Annotated in this window: 22 protein-coding genes and 4 pseudogenes; 14 read left to right on the top strand and 12 right to left on the bottom strand. The window is 48.1% G+C overall.

Annotated features, from left to right (window positions below; translation table 11 throughout):
• Nucleotides 1-110: 110 nt before the first annotated feature.
• From prc to NAZ64_RS22210, 3 genes are all read right to left on the bottom strand, one after another.
• The gene (prc, locus tag NAZ64_RS22220; protein ID WP_001091237.1) at nt 111-2,159 is read right to left on the bottom strand and encodes a carboxy terminal-processing peptidase; all 2,049 of its coding nucleotides are present in this window, start codon (nt 2,157-2,159) and stop codon (nt 111-113) included.
• A 19-nt stretch (nt 2,160-2,178) separates the two neighbouring features.
• Entirely contained in the window at nt 2,179-2,865 is a 687-nt protein-coding gene (gene proQ / locus NAZ64_RS22215) for an RNA chaperone ProQ (RefSeq protein ID WP_000431401.1), read from the bottom strand.
• Between the two features lie 97 nt (nt 2,866-2,962).
• Nucleotides 2,963-3,460 carry a GAF domain-containing protein gene (locus tag NAZ64_RS22210; protein WP_001518229.1) on the bottom strand — a complete coding sequence of 166 codons (498 nt, stop codon included), beginning with the start codon at nt 3,458-3,460 and terminating at the stop codon, nt 2,963-2,965.
• Between the two features lie 128 nt (nt 3,461-3,588).
• On the opposite strand from NAZ64_RS22210, the gene yebS reads away from it, so the two are divergent.
• The 5 genes from yebS (at nt 3,589) to NAZ64_RS22185 (ending at nt 9,647) form a co-directional block, all read left to right on the top strand.
• Nucleotides 3,589-4,872 carry a membrane integrity lipid transport subunit YebS gene (gene yebS / locus NAZ64_RS22205; protein WP_001207293.1) on the top strand — a complete coding sequence of 428 codons (1,284 nt, stop codon included), beginning with the start codon at nt 3,589-3,591 and terminating at the stop codon, nt 4,870-4,872.
• Nucleotides 4,841-7,474 carry a PqiB family protein gene (locus tag NAZ64_RS22200; RefSeq protein ID WP_001529852.1) on the top strand — a complete coding sequence of 878 codons (2,634 nt, stop codon included), beginning with the start codon at nt 4,841-4,843 and terminating at the stop codon, nt 7,472-7,474. The genes yebS and NAZ64_RS22200 overlap by 32 nt, the downstream gene beginning before the upstream one ends.
• A gap of 77 nt (nt 7,475-7,551) precedes the next feature.
• Nucleotides 7,552-8,991 carry a 16S rRNA (cytosine(1407)-C(5))-methyltransferase RsmF gene (gene rsmF / locus NAZ64_RS22195; RefSeq protein ID WP_131046088.1) on the top strand — a complete coding sequence of 480 codons (1,440 nt, stop codon included), beginning with the start codon at nt 7,552-7,554 and terminating at the stop codon, nt 8,989-8,991.
• Nucleotides 8,992-9,108: 117 nt separating this feature from the next.
• Entirely contained in the window at nt 9,109-9,345 is a 237-nt protein-coding gene (locus NAZ64_RS22190; RefSeq protein ID WP_024131167.1) for a YebV family protein, read from the top strand.
• A 110-nt stretch (nt 9,346-9,455) separates the two neighbouring features.
• Nucleotides 9,456-9,647 carry a YdfD/YebW family protein gene (locus NAZ64_RS22185; protein WP_000457838.1) on the top strand — a complete coding sequence of 64 codons (192 nt, stop codon included), beginning with the start codon at nt 9,456-9,458 and terminating at the stop codon, nt 9,645-9,647.
• A gap of 18 nt (nt 9,648-9,665) precedes the next feature.
• Here the strand turns inward: NAZ64_RS22185 and pphA are convergent, their stop codons facing one another.
• From pphA to sopE2, 4 genes are all read right to left on the bottom strand, one after another.
• Nucleotides 9,666-10,316: a protein-serine/threonine phosphatase gene (gene pphA, locus NAZ64_RS22180; RefSeq protein ID WP_079828484.1), complete on the bottom strand. Its 651-nt coding sequence runs from the start codon at nt 10,314-10,316 to the stop codon at nt 9,666-9,668.
• Nucleotides 10,317-10,333: 17 nt separating this feature from the next.
• Nucleotides 10,334-10,549 carry a serine/threonine protein phosphatase gene (locus NAZ64_RS22175; protein ID WP_313905068.1) on the bottom strand — a complete coding sequence of 72 codons (216 nt, stop codon included), beginning with the start codon at nt 10,547-10,549 and terminating at the stop codon, nt 10,334-10,336.
• Nucleotides 10,540-10,704, bottom strand: a complete 165-nt coding sequence (locus tag NAZ64_RS22170; protein ID WP_001134853.1) for a hypothetical protein — start codon at nt 10,702-10,704, stop codon at nt 10,540-10,542. The genes NAZ64_RS22175 and NAZ64_RS22170 overlap by 10 nt, the downstream gene beginning before the upstream one ends.
• Before the next feature lie 284 nt (nt 10,705-10,988).
• Nucleotides 10,989-11,711: an SPI-1 type III secretion system guanine nucleotide exchange factor SopE2 gene (gene sopE2 / locus NAZ64_RS22165; RefSeq protein WP_020839289.1), complete on the bottom strand. Its 723-nt coding sequence runs from the start codon at nt 11,709-11,711 to the stop codon at nt 10,989-10,991.
• 682 nt (nt 11,712-12,393) lie between these two features.
• Here sopE2 and NAZ64_RS22160 point away from each other — a divergent pair.
• Nucleotides 12,394-12,759 carry a DUF1398 domain-containing protein gene (locus NAZ64_RS22160; protein WP_483641034.1) on the top strand — a complete coding sequence of 122 codons (366 nt, stop codon included), beginning with the start codon at nt 12,394-12,396 and terminating at the stop codon, nt 12,757-12,759.
• Between the two features lie 358 nt (nt 12,760-13,117).
• Nucleotides 13,118-13,594 (top strand): hypothetical protein, encoded by a 477-nt coding sequence (locus NAZ64_RS22155; protein WP_000030946.1) that lies wholly within the window; start codon nt 13,118-13,120, stop codon nt 13,592-13,594.
• Between the two features lie 128 nt (nt 13,595-13,722).
• Here NAZ64_RS22155 and NAZ64_RS22150 read toward each other — a convergent pair whose 3' ends face one another.
• Entirely contained in the window at nt 13,723-14,142 is a 420-nt protein-coding gene (locus NAZ64_RS22150) for a GNAT family N-acetyltransferase (protein WP_000354410.1), read from the bottom strand.
• Between the two features lie 369 nt (nt 14,143-14,511).
• Between NAZ64_RS22150 and NAZ64_RS22145 the strand changes: the two genes are divergently transcribed.
• Together NAZ64_RS22145 and NAZ64_RS22140 are read left to right on the top strand one after the other, a co-directional pair.
• Nucleotides 14,512-14,778: a hypothetical protein gene (locus NAZ64_RS22145; RefSeq protein ID WP_131046089.1), complete on the top strand. Its 267-nt coding sequence runs from the start codon at nt 14,512-14,514 to the stop codon at nt 14,776-14,778.
• Nucleotides 14,779-14,946: 168 nt separating this feature from the next.
• Nucleotides 14,947-15,087 (top strand): hypothetical protein, encoded by a 141-nt coding sequence (locus NAZ64_RS22140; RefSeq protein WP_031607419.1) that lies wholly within the window; start codon nt 14,947-14,949, stop codon nt 15,085-15,087.
• 145 nt (nt 15,088-15,232) lie between these two features.
• Here the strand turns inward: NAZ64_RS22140 and NAZ64_RS22135 are convergent.
• Nucleotides 15,233-15,592: pseudogene (locus tag NAZ64_RS22135) on the bottom strand (transposase); the annotation flags it as partial.
• A gap of 90 nt (nt 15,593-15,682) precedes the next feature.
• Nucleotides 15,683-15,754 (bottom strand): annotated as a pseudogene (locus NAZ64_RS22130) (DUF4113 domain-containing protein); the annotation flags it as partial.
• On the opposite strand from NAZ64_RS22130, the pseudogene NAZ64_RS22125 reads away from it, so the two are divergent.
• The 4 genes and pseudogenes from NAZ64_RS22125 to NAZ64_RS22110 all read left to right on the top strand — a co-directional run.
• Nucleotides 15,741-16,307 (top strand): annotated as a pseudogene (locus NAZ64_RS22125) (fimbrial protein); the annotation flags it as partial. The pseudogenes NAZ64_RS22130 and NAZ64_RS22125 sit on opposite strands and share 14 nt — an antisense overlap.
• 791 nt (nt 16,308-17,098) lie before the next feature.
• Complete coding sequence (gene pagO / locus NAZ64_RS22120; RefSeq protein WP_131046091.1) at nt 17,099-18,013, top strand: PhoPQ-activated DMT family transporter PagO; 915 nt, start codon at nt 17,099-17,101, stop codon at nt 18,011-18,013.
• Between the two features lie 132 nt (nt 18,014-18,145).
• A complete protein-coding gene (locus tag NAZ64_RS22115) occupies nt 18,146-18,304 on the top strand; it encodes a DUF5993 family protein (protein ID WP_000480735.1) in 159 nt (52 codons plus the stop codon).
• 9 nt (nt 18,305-18,313) lie between these two features.
• A complete protein-coding gene (locus NAZ64_RS22110) occupies nt 18,314-18,928 on the top strand; it encodes a disulfide bond formation protein B (RefSeq protein ID WP_076935331.1) in 615 nt (204 codons plus the stop codon).
• 408 nt (nt 18,929-19,336) lie between these two features.
• Here the strand turns inward: NAZ64_RS22110 and NAZ64_RS22105 are convergent, their stop codons facing one another.
• Nucleotides 19,337-21,316, bottom strand: a complete 1,980-nt coding sequence (locus tag NAZ64_RS22105; RefSeq protein WP_115285945.1) for an alkyl/aryl-sulfatase — start codon at nt 21,314-21,316, stop codon at nt 19,337-19,339.
• Between the two features lie 395 nt (nt 21,317-21,711).
• Between NAZ64_RS22105 and NAZ64_RS22100 the strand changes: the two genes are divergently transcribed.
• The gene (locus NAZ64_RS22100) at nt 21,712-22,842 is read left to right on the top strand and encodes a GGDEF domain-containing protein (protein ID WP_131046093.1); all 1,131 of its coding nucleotides are present in this window, start codon (nt 21,712-21,714) and stop codon (nt 22,840-22,842) included.
• A gap of 286 nt (nt 22,843-23,128) precedes the next feature.
• Here the strand turns inward: NAZ64_RS22100 and NAZ64_RS22095 are convergent.
• Nucleotides 23,129-23,237, bottom strand: a pseudogene (locus tag NAZ64_RS22095) (DUF977 family protein); the annotation flags it as partial.

Here is a 23,237-nt window from a genome sequence, read left to right as displayed (position 1 = left end):
AAAGGGGTTTTAATAACTAGCTTAAAGCTGAAAGCTTTCCGGAACCCCCAGCCTAGCTGGGGGTTTTCCATAGACAAAAAACAGGCACAATTTTTTGTGCCTGTTTAGCGTTACTTATTGGCTGCCGCCTGCTCCGCTGGTTTTTCTTTTTCAAGATGCGCCAGGTCCAGAGCAATCTTCACCGTTTCATCAAGGTACGGGTCCGGCTCCTGGTAATCCTTTGGCAGATCGTCCAGTTTCTTCAGCAACGGTTTACCCTCACGTTTAAACCGATCGTTAATACGCGCCAGACGCAGAGCGTCTTCTTCATTGTTCTCTTTCTCACGCTGCGCATAATTCAGAGAGACGATGTTGCGCTTATCCTTCATGGCATTGAAACGTGCGATATCCTTCATGATGTACTGAAACTCAGGATCTTTGGCGATACGCGCGTTGTGTTCTTTCAATAATTCCGGGCCAAACGGGGCCAAATCGTCCGATTTCACGTATTTCGCCGCATCAATGCTATCCCACGGCAAGGCGTTATCTTCAAATTTTTCTCCGGTTTCCGTCTCTTCATTGCCAGTCGGCATGATGATATCCGGCGTGACCCCTTTACGCTGCGTACTACCGCCGTTGACACGGTAAAACTTCTGAATGGTGTACTGCACCGAACCCAGCGCAGGCCATTCCGGGCGAAGCATCTGATCGTAAATTCGGTTTAGCGAACGATATTGCTGTACCGTCCCTTTACCGAAGGTCGGCTCACCGACAATCAGCGCGCGACCATAATCCTGCATCGCGGCAGCGAAGATTTCCGATGCCGAGGCACTGAAACGATCGACCAGCACCACCAGCGGGCCTTTGTAGTAGACCACGCCGTCGGTGTCGCTATCCTCACGCACTTTGCCGTTATTGTCGCGCACCTGAACTATCGGACCAGAAGGGATAAACAGACCGGAAAGCGAAACGGCTTCCGTCAGCGCCCCACCGCCGTTTGAACGCAGATCGATAACGATGCTGTTAACGTTCTGTTTTTCCAGCTTCTGAAGCTGAACTTTGACATCATCGGTCAAGCCGACATAGAAGCCTGGAATATCCAGTACGCCAACTTTTTCCTTGCCGACGGTTTTCACCGACATTTTAACCGCGCGATCTTCAAGACGAATCCGTTCACGCGTCAGCGTGATAATACGCGTTTTCGTCCCTTTGCCAGCCGGCAGTATTTCCAGTCGAACCTTGCTGCCTTTTGGCCCTTTGATCAGCGCCACCACATCGTCAAGACGCCAGCCAATGACGTCGACCATCGGTTTTCCGGCTTGCCCTACGCCGACGATACGATCGCCGACGCTAATCGACTTGCTCTTCGCTGCCGGGCCGCCGGCAACCAATGAGTTAATGACAGTATAATCGTCATCCATTTGCAGCACCGCGCCGATACCTTCCAGAGACAGGCTCATTTCGGTATTAAACTGCTCGGTATTGCGGGGAGAAAGATAATTTGTATGTGGGTCGATTTCACGCGCAAAAGCGGTCATCGCCAGCGAGAACACATCTTCACTGTTGGTCTGCGCCAGGCGACGAATAGCGAATTTGTAGCGACGCGTCAGCGTTTCGCGAATTTCTTTGTCGCTCTTGCCGGTGAGTTTCAGACTGAGCTCATCGAATTTCACTTTACCATCCCACAGCGCATTTAGCTCAGCCTCATCTTTAGGCCAGGGCGCTTTACTGCGGTCCAGGTTAAACGTATCGTTTCCGGTGAAATCCATTGGCCGTTCCAGCACTTTTAGCGCGTACTGGTAACGTTCAAACCGGCGCTTTTGCGCCAGGTTATAAAGATCGTAAAAAACATCCAGCTTACCCGTGCGCAGCTCATCGCCCAACACGGTTTTCTTTTTCGCAAACTGCTCGACATCGCTCGCCAACAAAACGTTGTGGCTATAGTCGAGAAGATTCAGATAGCGATCAAAAATCTTTGCCGAAAATGCCTCATCCAGATCGAACTGGCGATAGTGGGAGCGGGTAAAACGCGACGTTACGCGCTCGCTCACCGTCGCATGTTGCGTCTCTTCCTTTAGTACGGGAATTTGATCGGCACGCGTAATATCTTCCACGGCGAAGGACTGGCCTGCTAATGCAAGCAGGCCAGCTAACGCGGTAAGCCTAAAAAAAGTGTTCATGCCAGGCCTGGCCTCCGTTTCAGAACACCAGGTGTTCTGCGCGTACAATCAAAGACATACCCGAATTCAGCTGTACACGGACACCATCTTTGGTGATTTCTAATACGGTGGCATCCATCGCATTATTACCCGCTTTCACCTTGAGGGACTGCCCTACGGTCAATACTGAAATATCAGAAACCGGCGTGTGCTTCTCTTCGCGAGGCGCACGCGGCGCTTTCGTCGTCGGTTTATCAGCGCGAGGTTTACGTTCAGCGCCTTCTTTACGACGCGCTACCGGGCGAGGTTTACGCTCGCGTCGCGGCGCGTCTTCTTTTTCGCCAGCCGCCGCGGCAGCTTCGCGTTTTTTCGCTTGCTGCTCTGCGCGCTGCGCCTGAACACGGGCTTTGGCTTCTTCAAGCTGCTTACGCGCATGTTCGACATGCTGTTCTTCCAGCTCGCCGCACGGATTGCCATCAAGGTCGACGCGCGTTGCGCCCGGCTTAACGCCGTACAGGTAACGCCAGCTTGAAGTATAAAGACGTAAAGCGGAACGAAGTTGCGTTTTGCTGAGGTTCATTTCGCCCCCAACTCGCTCTACCAGATCCTGAAAAATACCAATTTTCAGCGGGCGAGCTTCGCCTTCCGCACTAAAACAGTGAGGAAAACGCTCGGCCAGAAACGCGATAACTTCTTTACTGCTATTCAACTTAGGTTGATTTTCCATGAAATTTCCTGATTACAACGGACGTAGCCAACAAGCAGCAGGCATGAACAGGCGTCATTATAATGACGCCATCAGTAATTGCTACGTTATCCGTTGATTATCCTGCGACGCTCGCAAAGAATTTTTTGTAATCCGTCGTTGCAAGCACGGTTTCAAGCTGTGCGACCAGCGTACGCAGGCCGTGTTCATCTTCTTCGGTAAAACGGCCAAACGCCGTGCTATCTATATCCAGCACGCCGATAATCCGTTCGCCAACCGTGACAGGCAGCACAATTTCGGCGTTGCTGGCGGCATCACAGGCAATATGGCCGTCAAACGCATGAACATCATCAATACGTTGAACCTTATTCTGCGCTACCGCTGCGCCGCACACGCCGCGACCAACCGGAATCCGCACACAGGCGATTCGCCCCTGAAACGGCCCCAACACCAGCGTATCGCCTTCGAGGAGATAAAACCCTGCCCAGTTCACCTCGGTAAGACGTTCGAACAGTAGCGCGCTGGTATTCGCCAGCGTGGCCAGAAAGCTGGTTTCACCTGCCATTAACGACTGAAAATCGCGGTTTAACGCCGCGTATAGTTCTGTTTTGCTCATTATATAATCACTTCGTGGTCTTACTCCTAAACACAGGCTATTAAAATAAGCATTAAATGCGTTCTTGCTCAAGATTATTCCTGTCATGAGTTAAGATTACATTATTCTAACACTTTGATTCACGATACATGGCTCTGAACACCTCACACGTCACGCCAACAAAAAAGCTAACGATCAGGTCAATTAGCGAAGCGCTGCCGCGCAGCCACTACCAGCGCTGCCCTGAATGCGACATGCTGTTCAGCTTGCCGGAGATGAGCGCTCATCAAAGCGCTTATTGCCCTCGTTGCCAGGCCAAAATTCGCGATGGGCGCGACTGGTCGCTAACGCGGCTGACCGCGATGGCGGTAACCATGCTGCTATTGATGCCGTTTGCCTGGAGTGAACCGCTACTCCATATCTACCTGTTGGGCGTACGCATTGATGCCAATGTGATGCACGGCATCTGGCAAATGACGCAGCAGGGCGATCCGTTAACCGCCGCAATGGTGCTCTTTTGCGTGGTGGGCGCGCCGCTTATTCTGGTTTTTTCAATTGCTTATCTGTGGTTTGGCAGCCTTCTCGGCATGAATCTGCGTCCAGTCCTGCTGATGCTGGAAAAACTGAAAGAGTGGGTGATGCTGGACATCTATCTGGTCGGTATTGGCGTTGCCTCTATCAAAGTGCAGGACTATGCCTTTCTGCAGCCGGGCATCGGGCTTTTAGCGTTCGTCTCGTTGGTGGTTCTTAGCATTCTGACTATGATTCATCTGAATGTGGAGCAACTATGGGAACGATTTTATCCGCAGCGCCCTGCTCAACGTGCGGACGAAAGATTGCGCGTCTGTCTTGGCTGCCACTTTAGCGGTTATCCGGATGCGAAAGGACGCTGCCCGCGTTGTCATATTCCGCTACGGCTACGCAGAAAACAGAGCATACAAAAGTGTTGGGCGGCCTTGCTGGCGTCTATTGTCTTTTTGCTGCCGGCAAACCTGCTGCCTATCTCGGTAATCTACATTAATGGCGGGCGTCAGGAAGACACTATCCTGTCGGGCATTATGTCGCTTGCCAGCAGCAATATCGCCGTCGCCGCCGTCGTTTTTATCGCCAGTATTTTGGTGCCGTTTACCAAAGTCATCGTGATGTTTACGCTATTGTTGAGTATCCATTTTAAATGCGAACAGGGACTGCGGACGCGAATTCTGTTGCTGCGTCTGGTGACATGGATAGGCCGCTGGTCGATGCTGGATCTTTTCGTTATCTCGTTAACCATGTCTCTGATTAATCGCGATCAGATTCTGGCTTTTACTATGGGACCGGCTGCGTTTTATTTCGGCGCAGCGGTAATTTTGACTATTCTTGCAGTGGAATGGCTGGATAGCCGCTTACTTTGGGATGCACATGAGTCAGGAAACGCCCGCTTCGAAGACTGAAGCGCAAATTAAAACCAAACGCCGTATTTCACCTTTCTGGCTGCTACCGCTTATCGCGCTAATGATCGCAGGGTGGCTAGTATGGGATAGCTACCAGGATCGCGGCAATAGCGTGACTATCGATTTTATGTCGGCGGACGGTATCGTACCAGGCCGTACTCCCGTTCGCTATCAGGGAGTAGAAGTCGGCACCGTGGAAGATGTCAGCTTGAGCAAAGATCTGCGCAAAATTGAAGTTCGCGTCAGTATCAAATCAGATATGGAAGATGCGTTGCGCGAAGAGACGCAATTCTGGCTGGTGACGCCCAAAGCCTCGCTGGCGGGCGTTTCCGGCCTGGATGCGTTGGTCGGCGGGAATTACATCGGTATGATGCCAGGTAAAGGCAAGCCCAGAGATCATTTCGTCGCCCTGGATACACAGCCTAAATACCGGCTTAGCAACGGCGATCTGATGATTCATCTCAATGCGCCGGATCTCGGTTCGCTTAATAGCGGTTCACTGGTCTATTTCCGTAAAATCCCTGTCGGACGGGTGTATGACTATTCGATTAACCCTAACAAACAGGGCGTGACGATTGACGTTCTGATTGAGCGACGGTTTACCGATCTGGTGAAAAAAGGCAGCCGTTTCTGGAATGTCTCCGGCATTGACGCCGATCTAAGCCTGAGCGGCGCGAAGGTGAAACTGGAGAGCCTCGCGGCCCTGGTCAATGGCGCGATTGCGTTTGATTCGCCGGACAATTCCAAACCCGCCGCCCAGGATGACACGTTCGGCTTATATAAAGATTTAGCCCACAGCCAACGAGGGGTAATCGTTAAACTTGAGCTGCCCAGCGGAGACGGTCTGAAGGCGGAATCTACGCCGCTCATGTACCAGGGACTGGAGGTGGGTGAGCTTTCTAAACTGACGCTCAACCCTGGCGGTAAAGTCACCGGAGAGATGACCGTCGATCCCAGCGTTGTTCCGCTGATGCGGGAAAATACGCGTATTGAGTTACGCAATCCCAAACTGTCGCTGAGCGACGCGAATATCAGTTCGTTGTTAACCGGAAAAACCTTCGAGCTGGTGCCGGGCGACGGCGAACCGCGCAGTGAATTTGTGGTGGTGCCGGGTGAAAAGGCCCTGCTGCATGAGGCGAATGCCTTAACCCTGACGCTGACGGCCCCGGAAAGTTACGGCATCGAACCGGGCCAGCCGTTAATTTTACATGGTGTAAAAATTGGCCAGGTCATTGAGCGCAACTTATCCAGTAAAGGCGTGTCATTCACCGTCGCGATTGAACCGCAGCACCGGGATTTGGTACAGGGCGACAGTAAATTCGTGGTCAACAGCCGGGTGGATGTCAAAGTCGGCCTTGACGGCGTAGAGTTCCTCGGCGCCAGCGCCAGCGAGTGGATTGACGGCGGAATTCGTATTTTACCCGGTACGAGCGGGAAGATGAAATCCACCTACCCGCTCTATGCTAACCTGGAAAAAGCGCTGGAAAATAGCCTCAGTGACTTACCGACTACCACCTTAACGCTGACGGCCGAAACGTTGCCGGATGTCCAGGCAGGTTCCGTCGTGCTGTATCGAAAATTTGAAGTAGGCGAAGTCATCACCGTTCGCCCACGCGCCAATACCTTTGACATCGACCTGCATATTAAGCCGGAGTATCGCCACCTGTTAACCAGCAATAGCGTGTTCTGGGCGGAAGGCGGCGCGAAGGTGCAACTTAACGGCAGCGGCCTAACGGTACAGGCCTCGCCACTCTCCCGCGCGCTGAAAGGGGCCATTAGTTTTGATAACCTGAGCGGCGCCAGCGCCAGTCGGCGCAAAGGCGATAAACGCATTCTTTATGCTTCAGAAACTTCCGCCCGCGCGGTAGGCGGACAAATTACGCTGCACGCGTTCGACGCCGGAAAGCTGGCGGAAGGGATGCCCATTCGTTACCTCGGTATTGATATCGGCCAGATCCAGACGCTGGAATTGATCACCGCACGTAATGAAGTGCAGGCAAAAGCCGTCCTTTATCCGGAGTACGTACAGACATTTGCCCGCGCCGGGACACGTTTTTCCGTTATTACGCCACAAATTTCCGCGGCGGGCGTCGAGCATCTGGATACGATTCTCCAGCCCTATATTAACGTTGAGCCAGGACGCGGCGCGGCGCGGCGCGACTTTGAACTGCAGGAAGCCACGATTACCGACTCACGCTATCTGGATGGGTTAAGCATCGTCGTGGAGGCGCCAGAAGCAGGCTCGCTTAATATTGGCACCCCCGTCCTGTTCCGCGGTATCGAAGTGGGAACCGTCACCGGAATGTCCCTGGGGTCGCTCTCCGATCGCGTGATGATCACCTTGCGCATCAGTAAGCGTTACCAATATCTGGTGCGTAATAACTCCGTATTCTGGCTCGCCTCCGGCTATAGTCTCGACTTTGGTCTGACAGGCGGCGTGGTGAAAACGGGAACATTTAATCAGTTCATCCGTGGCGGTATCGCCTTCGCTACTCCACCTGGTACGCCGCTGGCACCAAAAGCGCAAGCCGGTAAGCATTTCCTGTTACAAGAGAGCGAACCGAAAGAGTGGCGTGAATGGGGTACCGCTCTGCCACGTTAAACACCAGGCTCCGGCGTACTCGCGCCGGAGCGTTTTATGCTACACTGCGCGCCTGTTTTTTTGCCGGCGATACACCTGTGGCTCAACACGCTGTCTATTTTCCTGACGCTTTTCTGACGCAAATGCGTGAAGCAATGCCTTCCACGCTCTCTTTTGATGAATTTATTTCGGCCTGCCAACGCCCGTTGCGCCGCAGTATACGCATCAATACGCTTAAAATATCCGTAGCTGATTTCCTTGCCCTAATCGCGCCCTACGGCTGGTCGCTCACGCCAATTCCGTGGTGTCATGAAGGATTCTGGATCGAGCGCGATGATGAAGAGGCATTGCCGCTTGGCAGTACCGCTGAGCATTTAAGCGGCCTGTTTTACATTCAGGAGGCCAGTTCGATGCTGCCGGTCGCGGCCCTGTTCGCCGATGATAATCATCCGCTGCGGGTCATGGATATGGCAGCGGCGCCTGGCTCCAAAACCACGCAGATCGCTGCCCGCATGGGGAACCGCGGCGCCATTCTGGCCAACGAATTTTCGGCCAGTCGCGTCAAAGTTCTGCACGCTAATATCAGCCGATGTGGAATCGCCAATACCGCACTGACGCATTTCGATGGCCGCGTATTTGGCGCTGCGTTACCGGAGATGTTTGACGCTATCCTGCTGGATGCGCCCTGCTCTGGCGAAGGCGTAGTACGTAAAGATCCTGATGCGCTAAAAAACTGGTCGCCAGAAAGCAATCTGGATATCGCGGCGACACAGCGGGAACTGCTCGACAGCGCTTTTCATGCTTTACGACCCGGCGGCACGCTGGTCTACTCCACCTGCACGTTAAATCGCCAGGAAAACGAAGAGGTCTGCCTCTGGCTGCAAGAGACCTACGCCGACGCCGTTGAATTTTTGCCGCTGGGTGATCTGTTTCCTGACGCTGACCGCGCCCTCACCCCGGAAGGCTTCCTGCACGTCTTCCCGCAAATTTACGACTGCGAAGGATTCTTCGTCGCACGTCTGCGTAAAATGTCATCCCTTCCAGCCATGCCCGCGCCGGGGTATAAAGTGGGGGCATTTCCTTTTACCCCCCTCAAAGGCCGCGAAGCATTACACGTTAGCCAGGCGGCCAACGCCGTCGGACTGTTATGGGATGAAAATCTCCATCTTTGGCAGCGTGAAAAAGAGGTCTGGCTGTTCCCGGCAGAGATTGAATCACTGATCGGAAAAGTCCGTTTTTCCCGGCTCGGCATTAAGCTGGCCGAAAGTCATAATAAAGGCTATCGCTGGCAACATGAGGCGACGATAGCTCTTGCCTGCCCGACTCATGCTCACGCGTTCGAACTTTCTGCGCAAGAGGCGGAGGAGTGGTATCGCGGTCGGGATATTTATCCGCAAACACCTCCTGCCGCTGATGATGTCCTGGTGACGTTCCAGCATCAGCCGCTTGGTCTGGCAAAACGTATCGGCGCCAGAATAAAGAACAGTTACCCGCGTGAACTGGTACGTGATGGCAAACTCTTTACTGGTAATAGTTAAAAGGCGCACAAAAAAACCGCACTTTTTGACTGGCGCTTTTGCGTACGTTGACTACGCTGAAAAATGGACGGCTAAACTGGTCGTACCACAATTAGCGTATTAACGGAGAGCACGATGATGAAAACCAGTGTGCGCATTGGCGCTTTTGAAATCGACGATGCCGAATTACATGGCGAATCACCGGGGGAGCGAACGTTAACTATCCCCTGTAAATCCGATCCGGATTTATGTATGCAACTGGACGCCTGGGATGCCGAAACCAGCGTTCCCGCCATTCTCAACGGGGAACATTCCGTTTTGTTCCGTAATCATTACGATCCTAAATCTGATGCCTGGGTCATGCGTCTTGCCTGACTCAAAAAGAACCCGTCGCCAGGCGGGTTATTTATTCTTCCTTTTCTCATTTCCCCCCTGCGCTAACCTCTCCTACACTATCGTGTAAAGTAGTTAACATTGAGGATGTAATGTTCGCGCTGGTACTTTTTGTATGTTACCTGGATGGAGGATGCGAGGATATTGTCGTGGACATCTACGATACCGAGCAGCAATGTCTTTATTCGATGGACGATCAACGGATTCGCCATGGCGGCTGTTTTCCGGTAGAGGATTTTATCGACGGCTTCTGGCGACCTGCGCAGCAATATAGCGATTTTTAACCCTGGTCGCTGATACCGCTATTGTATCCGCGCTAACGTCAATTGCCCGCCAAATACCGCGCCTGTATCAATATAGTGTACGTTGGCAAAATCCATGCGCCGGCGCAACGGCGTATGGCCAAACCAAAAATGATCGGCTCCGCTAATCCCGCCACGCTTATTTATGAGCCGTTCGCGGCTCCAGAGAACCTGATGTAAGTCGACCTTTTTTTGCCATTGATAGGTTGACGCTGGATAATCTGCATGAGCGATCACATGCGTGCTATGGCGGCAGCGAACTTCCAGTATCCAGGGCAGCCGCTGACAAAGGATAAAAAGCGCTTCAGCTTGCGCAGCGTGTTCAGCGGTCAGGCGGGTAAACCAGTCGCCACCATTCATCAACCACAGCGTCGACTGCAATGAGGCCCGCGCATCCAGCGCCATTTGTTCATGATTGCCGCGAACCGCCATCATCCAGGACTCACGCAGTAAAGCCAGGCAACCCAGGCTGTCCGGGCCTCTATCAATGAGATCGCCCACAGAAACTAACAAGTCTTGTTGCGGATCAAATCGACACTCACGTAACCTTTTCATTAACATTGAAAAACAGCCGTGAATATCGCCAACCACCCAGACATGCCGCCAATTCTTTGCCTCTATTCGCTGATAAATCTCTTCAGGCCGCATCATGTTTTTCCTGTCGTTCATTACCCAGGACAGATATAAAAAGATAGCGTGTGCAGATTTTTTTGCTTAGTAAGCGTGCGCTGTTGTAAATAGCGAATTTCATCAGTAGCGAGTAAATACTTTGTTATTATCGCAATAAAATATAACTGGCTGCGCCAGGGGAGTGTTATCCCCTGGCGCAGCGAGCTACTCACTATCGCCTGTTCACGTTCAATATTCTCCCTCCTTAAAAGCATGCCAAAAACATAAACCACATATCGACACCACAGGCTTCAGCACACTCTTTAGCTGAGTGAGATGCAAGGCAAACCAGCGCCAATGCAGGTGTCGTTACCGTGGCGACCATCACCCCCACAAACAGGAGCAGCATAATTTTTTTTAAAGGCGGCATAACCTCTCCTGACAGTTAACAGACCATTAATCCTTATCGAGACATCATCCGTGCGCGGGTATCATAGACTTAACAACACGCAGCGTTACAAAAAAAGCTGTCTGGTTATACCGGTATTTAGAGTAATAACAATTATTTTAAGTTTTAAGGATAGCCATTTGATTTTTATATTAAAATAAAGATGACGACGTTTTGTTAAAAGCGTCGCCATAAAAATGAATATATAGTTTCAGAAAATCTGCTATTAATTCATATGGTTAATAGCAGTATTGTGTTTGCTATCTTCAGGAGGCATTCTGAAGATACTTATTTGCAATATTTTCTATAGTTAACTGAAATTGTTGTGGCGTCGGCATCGTCCCCTTATTAAACAGCGGCGTAACCTCTTTCATAACGATTTTCTCAGCATACGCTTTAAAAGACACCTGCTGATTATGATTTATAAACATATGCGGATATTTAATACTCGCGGAAGCAATGAGGGGGACGACAAAAGGATTCGCCCCTGCCCCACCTGGAGTAAATACACCATTTTTTATCTCCCCAGGTAGCCCCGCATTCTGCGCAGCCTCTCCTATCTCTTTCAGAAAGGGGGTAATACTGACCCCTTTACTGATGAGTAATTTACAACAGTGATCTTTATTATTACTGTACACGGCTGATAATATGGCTTCGCATGTCTGACGAGCATAGGCCGGATCTTTACTCGCATTACCTTTGATATCCAGACTATTGAGCTTTTGCAGCATAAAATCTTTAACAGTTTTACTGGTTAATACTGCCCTACCCTCAGAAGCGTTCCCACGATGAAAATGGGTAGTCGGTATGTCTGTTTGTTGATGCAGGCTAAAACGATCTGACAGACTCGTCGACAGGCTGATAAAGCTATTTCTAACGGCAGTAATACTTTTTGCAAAAATGTCCTTCTCCGTTGTTTTTTCTTTTACTGGTTCAACGTCACTTCTATGGATTCTGTAGTGCTGGGTGGATAGTGTTATGTTAGTCACGGTAGTTCTCCTTTTAGATAACTATGCATAGCTACACTTTATTTATATTTCTTGCTTTCAAAAAATAGCCACCTTCTCCACAACCATTTTTACTCATTGATCTTTATAAATTTTATTTTTCTAATGAATTTTGTTCTTCTGTCACTTAGCCTGTTTTTTTTCGGCGCAAGGTGATCGACTTTTATCGAGGAACATTTTTATCGGGACAATCCTGAACAGGCAAAACATCACTTCAATTCAACTGCTGCGTCACACTAAACATTCATGAATATTATTATTTATGCTGATGTTGTTACGATTTTGCCCCCATTCGCAGGCTGGCCACCAATTATCCTGCCAGCGAGTTAGCCGCTTTTTCAAAACCTATAAAGTCGCCACGCCAAACCTCTCCGCCACTGTAATCCTTATCTAAACATCAATTAATTAACTGATTTTTATATATTATGACTTTTCATGGCGTTCAGAAAAACTACAAATGAAATGAATTGACTCATCTATTAGTGGTCAAAAAACGCGCTACGAGAAATAATCAGTAACAATTGCAACACTATTCCAATCATAACGTAAACTATATGATACCAGGCGATTATTATTGCTTTTAGGTGACATCTTTGTATAGCTTCTTTTAAGCAACAATACTCTAACACAACATATAACATTATAACTTACAATAGGTTAACAAATGGAATTACAGCTTATGCTTAACCACTTTTTCGAGCGCGTCAGAAAGGATGCAAATTTCAACGCATTTCTAATCGATCTGGAATATAATAATATCGCTTATTACATCTATTTTGTTGCTACCGGTAATGTGAAAATTATCACTCATGCAGGCCACTTCATTTCTATTAAAAGCAATAGAAAGCTGATTAAAGTCAATTCAACACCAAATACGCAATTAATAAAATTGACTTCAGCCAAACACTTTTCGGGGGAGCATTCCTATGAAACATACTGTACCGATCTGGCAACGGCAGGCGTTTTTAAATGGATTGTTGAATTAAACCAAAAAACTCGACAATACTGGTCGAAAGACAACCAATTATGATATATAGAAAATGTGGTCATGCCGCTTTAACAAGCCAGGGTAATAATAGCGTCAGTCGTGACATTCGGCGTGTTACGACTGCGGGTTATCCATTTAGAGACCATAATGAGAGTCTGACTGCGAGAGTTACCCTATACAGTCCGACCGACGCAGCAACGTTTGACGCGATTCCCGACAACAGCATCTCCTGGTGCAGGAGAAATGATTTTCAAAGCGATATCGACTAAAAGCTCAAAATATTTGCATGCTATTTATATTCTATCTAATTAATACCCTCCAGGAAGTGTGGCATAATTGCAGAATCTGTCAGGATTCCGGGAGCATGCCGGAGCGTAATCGAAAAACCATCTGGAGATGTATGAGCAAGGATGAAATCAGTTATCAAATTCTTTACCGGTACTCTCTGGAAAAGCTGTACAGTACTCTTACCAGAAGAGTAGATAACGTGCTGTCATTCGCCCTCGTTTTTCTCGGGGTCGGCGTCACCATAAACGTCGGGAGTCCCTTTATTCTGGGGCCAGGCATTGTGGGTATCGCCATACTAAAAAGAGTACTCCGCTTCGGCACGCGATCAGCACAGGCCGATCGGCAGTCCCGCGCCTGGCTGAAACTTTTTAATACTCAGCACCGCTTTCCTTCAGATAAGACACTGTTCCTTGCCTTCACATCGCTTGAGCAAGACGCGAGCGAAGTATGGTCCATGCTTATTGGTCCTGCCATCGTCATGACTGAGACCGCCCTCGGAAAAACGCCCATTGAGCCATTGACGGCGGGTGAAAAACTCTGTGCATTTTTGAGTGGCGCGACGAAATCCCAGCCAGCAGATCGCAATTGAACTGTCTTCTAAACGTCTGTGCCAGAAGCGGACGCTGATCATGGTGTTTACAGGCCACCAGTACGATATATTATAAAGCCACCTGATTGCAGCTTTCATAAAACTATGGGTATTCAAATGCAGCAAAGCTATAAACCAGGCTTAATTAAATAATGCCTTTGCGAACCTACTTTAGGAAAGTCCGGTAGCGACATTTGAAGTATATAACCCTGTTTTTCATAAAAAGGGAGAGCCTGGAAGCTAAAGGTATCTACAAGTCCATGAACACAGCCTTTCCGCAAACCTTCTTTTTCGGCCATCTCCATAAGTTTGCTCCCCAGGCCGTTGCTCCTTGCAGATTCACTTACCCAAAGATAGTCGATGCAGAGCCACGGACCTTTTCTGTCAGCAATTAATCCGCCTACCATTTCGCCGCTTTCGTTTCTGCAGTAGACTCCAAGCTGCCCATTTTTACTAAAATCGACGAACTGAGCATTGTAGCTTCTTAACCCGGTTAATAGTTCTTCTTTATCAAATTCAGTAACTTGATGTGTGATTTGAATGTCCATACATATCCAATTGAACAAGTTTGCATTTGGAATATAACGTTATAAATAAGTTAATTAAATGTATCAATAGAAAGTTTATTTTTACTCCTGGGGGCAGGTCACGTCCGCTACTCACTTCAAGCAAACTGTCAGTTGGAGTCTGAGCTGGTACAATTAATGTGCCACTGGTTAGAAATCAATAATACGATTTTATCAGGCTGGTGCTCTGGCCTGTCAGGATTTGAGGTATCCACCCGGTTTACCAGCCCCCTGTATTTGGCACCAGTGGAACCCACTTCCCGATCCAGGATATCCAGTACCCACCGCCGAACCTCTTTCCCCAAAACATATGAGCAACCTCAAGCGCCTTGTCTGGATGATAACCACGGTATGAAGTTTGATAACACGTGGAATCAGGGCGTATGGTTCGCTCTCCGTTCAGCAACTGGACGCCCTTCTCCCCAGCCTTTCAGCGTTGAAGATTTGCCAGCGCTGGGTGAAGAGTGTATGCGAATTATGAAAATCACTTCTGCCGTTTATACTTCGAAAAAGACGTTATCAGAAAGGTGGTTCGCAAGCGCGGAGTTATTAAACCTTTACTTAACGAAATACGCTTTAAGTTGCTTGAATTGCAGCAGAAAGAAAACGACGGCTTGATGATGCTGGACAAATTAAGCGAGCATGGCATCAATGGACTGATACGCCGTCAATAAAAGGAAGGGTGCATGGACGATCCCGTCACATCACCAATCACAACAGAAGAGCACAAAACAACATTTCACAGCGTAAAGGATAAAACACGATGCCATTTTCAATCAAACACATATGTTCAGGCCCAAAAGGACACTACCCAGAAATCTCCGGACCTATACAGAACAAGCCAGTACCGAGGAATTGCACACTGACCTCAACAACATGCGATATACAGAGCTATACAGTATTCAGCAGATGGTCCTGCAGTTATGAAATGCGCCCACCCGGTGCAGAAGAAAGAACCTCACGACTAAAATTCTCAGCAACGGAGCTCTCATGGCTATCTAAAACAATAGAAACAGAGAGGCGCAACACAAAAGAATGAGCCTGTCAGTAATTCTGTGTAACTGTCCAGTTATTAAAGGTGATCGCTCAGGCGGTCACCGAACTCGATAATAAAACGGCTCATCGCCAGCCGCCAGTTCTGGATCGGCCTACTCCATTTTTTTGACGCATCCTCGATCGCCAGATAAATAACTTTTCGTATTGAGTCATCCGTCGGGAACACCTTGCGTTTCTTAATCGCGGCACGGATCACGCAGTTCAGGGATTCGATTGCGTTTGTCGTATAGATGGCCTTGCGGATATCCGGCGGATAACTGAAGAGCGTATTGAGGTTTTCCCGGTGCGCACGCCAGCTTTTGCTGATTTGCGGATATTTATCGTCCCGGACTTTCACGAACGTATCTAGCGCCATCAGAGCCGCCTCTTCGGTCGGGCCTGAGGCCGCTGTTACATATTAATTAAGTGATTTTAACGATTAGAATACGTTATTTTTGATTCTAATAGATTCAATTAGCTATCACTTTCCCTTCCCGTCTTTTGCGTTAAGATGGTCCAGTACTTCCATCAGCTTGGCACTACCGGCGCGCGGCGCGTTATGTAAAATCACAGATTATCCTGCGATCGTGAAAATTCCCCCTGTCGCCGTCGGCGTATTAGCCGCCGCGGGGAGTAGCCAGGTACCTTTCCATGTCAGCCTGGAATGTGAGTCCGGCGCCGTATCCAGCCCCCGTCCAACCATTAGTGCCGCCAATGTCGCGATGGGGTTTGTCGTTAATCAACCAACCGCCGTGGCGGTGGCTCGTCGCCTGGGGATAACCGCATCCGCAGGCGGTCTGTCGTGGCTACTGGACACCCATTATGGCGAACCCGGCGTAGCTTCCGGAGTGGGAATTCGCATCTATAACGATGCCGGTACACCGATTAATCTGTTGCCCGATCGTATCAGGACGGGCATCGGCAACGCCCGAGGCTGGTATGGCTATAAAGATTTAACCACACGGGTATCATCCGGTTCAGTAGAAACCTACAGCGATGATTTTACTGCCTCACTTGAGGCGATCGGCGGACAAACAGTAACAGCAGGAAGCGTTAATGCGCAATTACAGGCATCGCGTCGTAGTGTGTCTGGCATCTATGCTATGTTATAAACTATTTTGCTCTGGTAACCCATTATGTTCTGCGGCTACGTAATGGGTTTTACAAGCTCTCGTGATGAATCTGACTCAGAACAAATTCTTCCAGGTAGCCGTAAGGCCAGGAGAAGTAATTTAGAAGCGGATCACAATTTTGTTAATTGATTAGATTTTATCCCAAATGGCGCCAGTATTAAGGTCGCCATATAAAAACATTCTATTACAACGAGTTATCTCCTCCTGCCTCCGCCCCGGCGCAAAGCTATAGTTTTTTCTATCTCCTTGTGAAACAAACAATTATTCTTGCTATGGCGCTGATTAACAATCGTTCGCGGGCAACGTACATTCAGCGAGTTTCAGAGCTTCCTGACGGAATTCCGCCGGTGCTGTTTCCGGGGCTTCTTACTGGTTGATACAGATCCTGCCTCTTACTTGAGAATTTACTCATTTAGCCGTATGTCCATTATGGGTGGATAAGATCATTTATCATCGTAAGGGTTGAAAGCGATAAGTTAAACTTGCCCTGGCTCAACAAGGGAACCCGACTAATGATGAGCTCTTCATCTTCAAGGCGTTTTATGCCTTCCAGCAAGAATAGATATTAAATCGACAACTGCTGCCACGTCTTGCAGGCGCAGTGGACAATCGTGTGGTAACAGCCTGAGTCATTTCTTATTTTTCTCATTCAGCATAACTGCGTCTTCTGATAGAGAAATTTTTATCTAAACATATAAAAAACACAGTGAAGAAAACGCTACTTTTTTCTAGCTAAAAAGCTAAATTAATTTTTTTATGGAGAGGATCTTATGCGCAAGGTGTCGATATCTATATTATTCATGCTAGTTTCACTGACCTGGGGGACTACATGGTTGGCTATGCGAATTGCCGTTGAAACTATCCCTCCAGTGTTTGCAACCGGAATGAGGTTTATGTTTGCAGCACCTTTTTTAATCATCATTGCATGGTTAAGAAAAAAAACACTGTTGTTTCCTCCCGGACAACGATTATTCCAGCTTGTGATTTGCATCTTTTATTTTTCTATTCCTTTCTCACTAATGATTTATGGTGAAACCTATGTCAACTCTGGGCTTGCCGCCATTATCTTTGCGAATATGCCTGTGGCCGTTTTGATAGCATCGGTTTTGTTTCTAAATGAAAAAGCGAAACTAATGCAGATCGCGGGCTTAACTATCGCAATCACTGCATTGACGGGGATACTTCTTGAAGAAACGAATACAAGTACAGAGAGTCACTGGCAGGGTATCACTGCGCTTATTTCTGCTGTGTTAATCCATGCCATAATATATACACAATGTAAGAAAAGAAGTTGTACTGTCTCTGTTATCACATTTAATGCGCTCCCGTGCCTTTTAGCTGGGTTGATACTTTCTGCGACAGGATGGTTTTTTGAAAGACCACAAGTATCAACCTTCTCAGTACACTCAATATTAGCTACCCTGTATCTCGGGGCTTTTGCCGGAGTTTTTGGTATCCTGTGCTACTTTGCGCTTCAGCAAAAGGCTAATGCCTTCCAGGCTTCGCTTGTATTTCTTATCTTTCCGCTGATTGCGGTAAGTCTGGAAGACTATATTTATGGATATGCTATTTCAACACACTCAATGCTGCTTATTATACCATTAGCTATCGGGATATTTCTTACTCTTGTCGCCAGAAATATCCCTGTAACCAGCAGATGCCGGGATAATTCATCACAGGAATAATCGATTTATAATAACGCAAATAATTCCTGAAGCCTTACTGAGCTCCGGCTAATGCGGAGTGGATAAGCTGGAATACAGACCCGGTAATACACAGCGATTATATTAACAAGCAATGTAATAAAGGAGTTTTTTATGTTCATGTTTCTGCCATTCTTGCTTGCACTGAGCGTGGCAATGGGGGCCATAAACAGAAAGGATAAAGTCAGCTACATTCTGTGGGCCGTTTTACTCATCGTCACTATTTTATCATTCATCCATCATATGACCAATTCGCTGACTTTGTCATTTTAAGGAGTGTGTATGAAAACGCATCATCATCCAACAACATTTGTTCATCTGATTAATCAGATGGGACTCCTTGGGATATGCGTTGCTCTGGTTGTAGCCTTTTATTATCAACTCGTTAGGCATGAGCTGCCTTGTCCAATTTGCTTATTACAGCGGGCTGGCCTTATCATCGCCGGTTTTGGCTTTTTATTTAACCTCTGCTTTGGTCTACGAGGTATACATTACGGGATGGTAATTATTGGCAGTATCCTGACCGGAGTTATGGCATCCCGGCAAATATGTTTGCATATCATGCCCGGTGACACAGGATATGGTTCTGCATTTTTTGGATTACACTTTTATACCTGGGCTCTGATTACGTCAATTCTGATTATTATTGCTGTTGCGGTAACTCTGGCAATCAGTAGCATGAATGTTGCATTTCGTTCATTGAATATTAATCCGGACCTGTTCAGTATTGTCGGTTGGGTATTTCTGTTACTGATTACTGCCAACCTTATTTCAACTGTACTGGAATGTGGCGGAGGGGAATGTGCTGCTAACCCGGTCACATATAAGCTACTGTCGAAACAGGATATTGCCTTTCTGAAAACAGGCCTCCTGACGAGGACAGTTCTCCGGTTATGACGCACTTTTAAAATGACGGATTGGTAAATATATAGCAAGCACCTGTCTTGTAGAAATTGGAGTGGTTATGGGCTAACACGGAAGTTACAGTAACGTTGAAATGGTGCAATAATAGGAATCAAACTTACAACCTTCGCATTACGAATTAGTAGAATCACATTTAACTAACTAAAAGCATGTTGACCAGACTCGCAGACCATTGAATCACGCCACAACCAGTTACTGTCATCTGATGAAAAAGGCTGTGCATAACAGAATCAGGACTGACTGGCATCAGGGTCATGTGCTTCAGCAGCAAATACATAAAATGAAGCAAGATATAAAGAATGAAGGAAAAATCGAGTATGAAAAACGTACAGAATTGTCTGAAGTAACTTCCCTGCAGCATTGACGCCGCAGGGAATCTATTTATGGTGTAACTATATTGAACCAGAACTCAAACTTGTCCATATAGCCCAGCATCTCATCCAGTTTCGCAGCATTACCGGTAACGTTGACTTCTCCTTTATCTTGAGCCTGCTTCAGGGTTTCTTCCTTCAGGATAATTTTATTCAGCGTGTCACGGTTCAGAGTAATCGTGGCATCAGCGTCTTTCGCTTCAGCATTAGCCGTGTGGTTCAGCACGCCATTTTCCAGCTCAAGCTTGTACTTTCCGCCGTCGCTGCCAAGGTCAATATTAAACACCGCCCGGGCATTACCCGCTTTTTCACCGTTGATATGTACAGCCAGGAAATCGAAGAACATTTCAGGGGTCATTGCCCGAACGGTATCCGGACTTGCTGTATTTGGCGTCGGACCTTTAACCACACCGTTACGCAGCTCCTGCGCACCGGTCAGGTAGAAGTTACGCCATGGACCAGATTCAGCCTGATACCCCAATTGTTCCAGCGCATCGGCTTCAAGGTTACGTGCATTCTGGTTATTTGGATCGGCAAACACGACCTTACTCACCACCTGAGCAACCCAACGGTAGTTCCCCTGGTCAAAGTCTGCTTTGGCTTTCTGAAGAATCGCATCGGCACCGCCCATGTATTCAACAAATTTCTTAGCCGCTTCTTCGGGTGGCAGCTCATCAAGGGTTGCCGGATTGCCATCGAACCAACCGAGATACAGCACATACGTTGCTTTTACGTCATGGCTGATGGAGCCGTAATAGCCGCGGTTGGCCCAGGTTTTTGCCAGGCTATCCGGTAGTTTGAAGTTGGCCGCTATTTCGTCGCGAGTCAGACCTTCATTGGCCATACGCAGAGTCTGGTCATTGATATAACGATACAGGTCTCGCTGGCTTTTCAGCAGACCAACAACATTCTCGTTACCCCAGGTCGGCCAGTGGTGCTGGGCCATAATAATTTCAGCTTTGTCACCCCAACGCACTATAGCTTCGTTGATATATTTCGACCACGGCAACGGCTCACGAATTTTTGCGCCGCGTAGCGAGTAAGTGTTATGCAGGGTGTGAGTGACGTCCTCTGCGGCTTCGATGAGTTTCTTCTCTTCGATGAACCACAGCATTTCCGAAGGGGCTTCCGAACCAGGGGCCAGCATAAAGTCGTAAGTCAGGCCATCAATCACTTCTTTCTGGCCGTCTTTATCGATGATATTAGTGGGCGCAATCAGTGTCACCGTCCCCGCAGAGGTGGTCGTCCCCAGTCCGGCGCCAACCTGGCCGGAGGCATCTGGTTTCAGGAGGTTGCCATACATATAGCTGGCACGGCGGCTCATCACGTTGCCGGCCATAATATTCTCGGCTACTGCTGCCTCCATAAAGCCAGCAGGCGCATACACTTTCACCTTGCCGGATTTCACGTCCGCTTCATCGACAACGCCACGCACACCGCCATAGTGGTCAACATGGCTATGAGTATAAATGATGGCGACAACAGGCTTATTGCCACGGTTTTTGAAATACAAATCCATACCGGCTTTGGCTGTTTCCGCAGAAACCAGCGGATCGACAACCGTAATCCCCTCTTTACCTTCGATAATCGTCATATTGGATAAATCAAGGTTACGAATCTGGTAGACGCCGTCTGTTACTTCAAACAAGCCACTGATATTGATTAGTTGGGACTGACGCCACAGACTAGGGTTAACAGTGTCAGGAGATTTTTCCCCTTCTTTTATGAAAGCGTACTGCTGTGGATTCCAGATGACATTCCCTTGCTCTCCCTTAATCACCTCTTCAGGTAAACCAGCGATAAAGCCTTTATGGGCATTCGTGAAATCGGTGTTATCAGAGAAAGGAAGTTGGTTATAAAGCGCATTGTTAGCTTGCTTGGTTGAAGCAGTGGCACCTTTTGGGGCTTCCTGTGCAAATAAAGGTGTCAGCGCAGTGGAAGAGAGTAGCCCCGCCAGCGCAAAACTTTTAACGATCAACTTAAGCCTCATTTGTACCCCTCATGTAAAAATATTCTGTATCACTCAGTCTGGTCGATTAATTATCTGTTAATTCAAACAATTAAAGTTATTGCTGACCATTTTCTCTCTTTTAAATATAACCAAAACGTTACATTTCGCTATTTATGGATACAAATAAATCGTGTTTTACGTCTGCCAGTTACATCCTCTTTTAGTAAGTGGGGTAAGCTCGCTTCCAGTTTCCGGGAGACACTATAATTCTCCCCCCTACTACAGGAATTGTGACTATAAGTTCGTCACTGTGGAGCAAAAATCATCTCATCAGCCAAAAATGCAGCCTGGCCTGATAGCTTTTCCATTTTTCACCGTGAAGTATCTCCGCACTACACTGGATAGTAATTATTCATAATATGAGGCGATTAAGGATGGGGCAGGATTCGGACGACTGGCGCCGTACCTCCAGTGCTGGAAGGGTATGGCAGGATCATAAAGATATGGTCAGGCAAGCGCTACGTGTAAGTATTCCGTGGTTCACATTTGTGAATATCAGCTTTGCGCTTATCATTTTATTTCGCCACATACTCATCAGTGACTTTGACAAGTCGATCAGTGCACAGACTGGAATACTGCCTTTAATAGACGATATTATGGGCAGTATTATTGTTTTTTCGTTCCTGATACTCCTTTTCATTTACCGCCTTCCGACCAGATTTACTCCTCTTTGTCTGGTGATGCTGCTGATTCTCAGTCTGATGTGGAGCTATTGTAGCTACTGTTTTATTGTCTGGTGGCAGCTGCCTTTTGCCTGGCCTCTCAGTGTCATCCTTATGCTTACCGCGCTGGCTGCGCTTTATTACCATCTGCTAGCGTTGCTACTTTTCATCGTCCCGTTATGGCTGACCGCCCTACTGGCCAGTGTGCAGCTTAACCAGTATGTGAATATCCGGTTTTTATTAGTCTGGCTTACTCTTACCGCCATACTCATTTATGGTCGCTTTATCCTGCAGCGCTGGTTTGATGAAGCCTGGTTGCGTTACCAGGAAAACCGGATGCTTATCGCGCGTCTCGACGTTATGGCTCACCAGGATGCACTGACCGGGACCGCTAATCGACGTTCAATGGAAAGTTTTCTTGGGGATGCTCTCCGCCAGACGGAGCCGTTTGCACTGATCATGCTCGATGTGGACTATTTCAAAAACTATAACGACCATTATGGTCACCAGGCTGGCGATGCCTGTCTGGCAAAGGTGGCCTGTGTAGTGAAGAGGTCGATTCGTACTCCGGCAGACCTGGTGGCACGTTACGGGGGCGAGGAGTTTGTCGTTGTGCTGCCTTCTTCGTCGCTGAATGAAGCAGCACTGGTTGCTCAACGTATTCAGACAAACCTGCGTGAAACCGCACTGCCGCATGCAGCATCTGCGGTTAGCGAAACGGTCACCGTCAGCATGGGCATCACCCTTTCCACAGCCGGTGACACTGTTACCGGCATTATTGCCAGAGCGGACGAGGCCCTTTATCGGGCTAAACAACAGGGACGTAATCGTTGGGTAAAGTAAAACCAGTTGCCCGGTGTTTGATACAGATGATCACCTTGCCATACTCAGATAATTAAAACTGAATATTTGGAAGCAAAAAAGAGAGTCGGACTCACGGAACCTTTGCGCTGGTACAGCCTGAATATCAGATAAAATTATGTCCAGCCGCAGACAACCAGTTGACAGTGGAATATTCCTGGTGTTGTGAACAAGGCGACATTCACAACACGACTGTGCTCACGGAATTCAAATGCCGAACGGGTGATTACGATATTCACTACCTCTGCAAAGTTATATTATTCGATTTTCATGCAGATTTCGCCTCCCGGTAATGTCCCGGATAAAATGCCAGTACCCTTTGCATCGTCACGCTGTTCCGGCACTCCGTACAGATAACGTTTCTGGTCCGGTCGTAG

The sequence above is a fragment of the Salmonella sp. A1325 genome (assembly GCF_056991255.1).
Note: the sequence above shows the minus strand (reverse complement) of the source record. Positions and strands in the feature narration are given on the sequence as shown.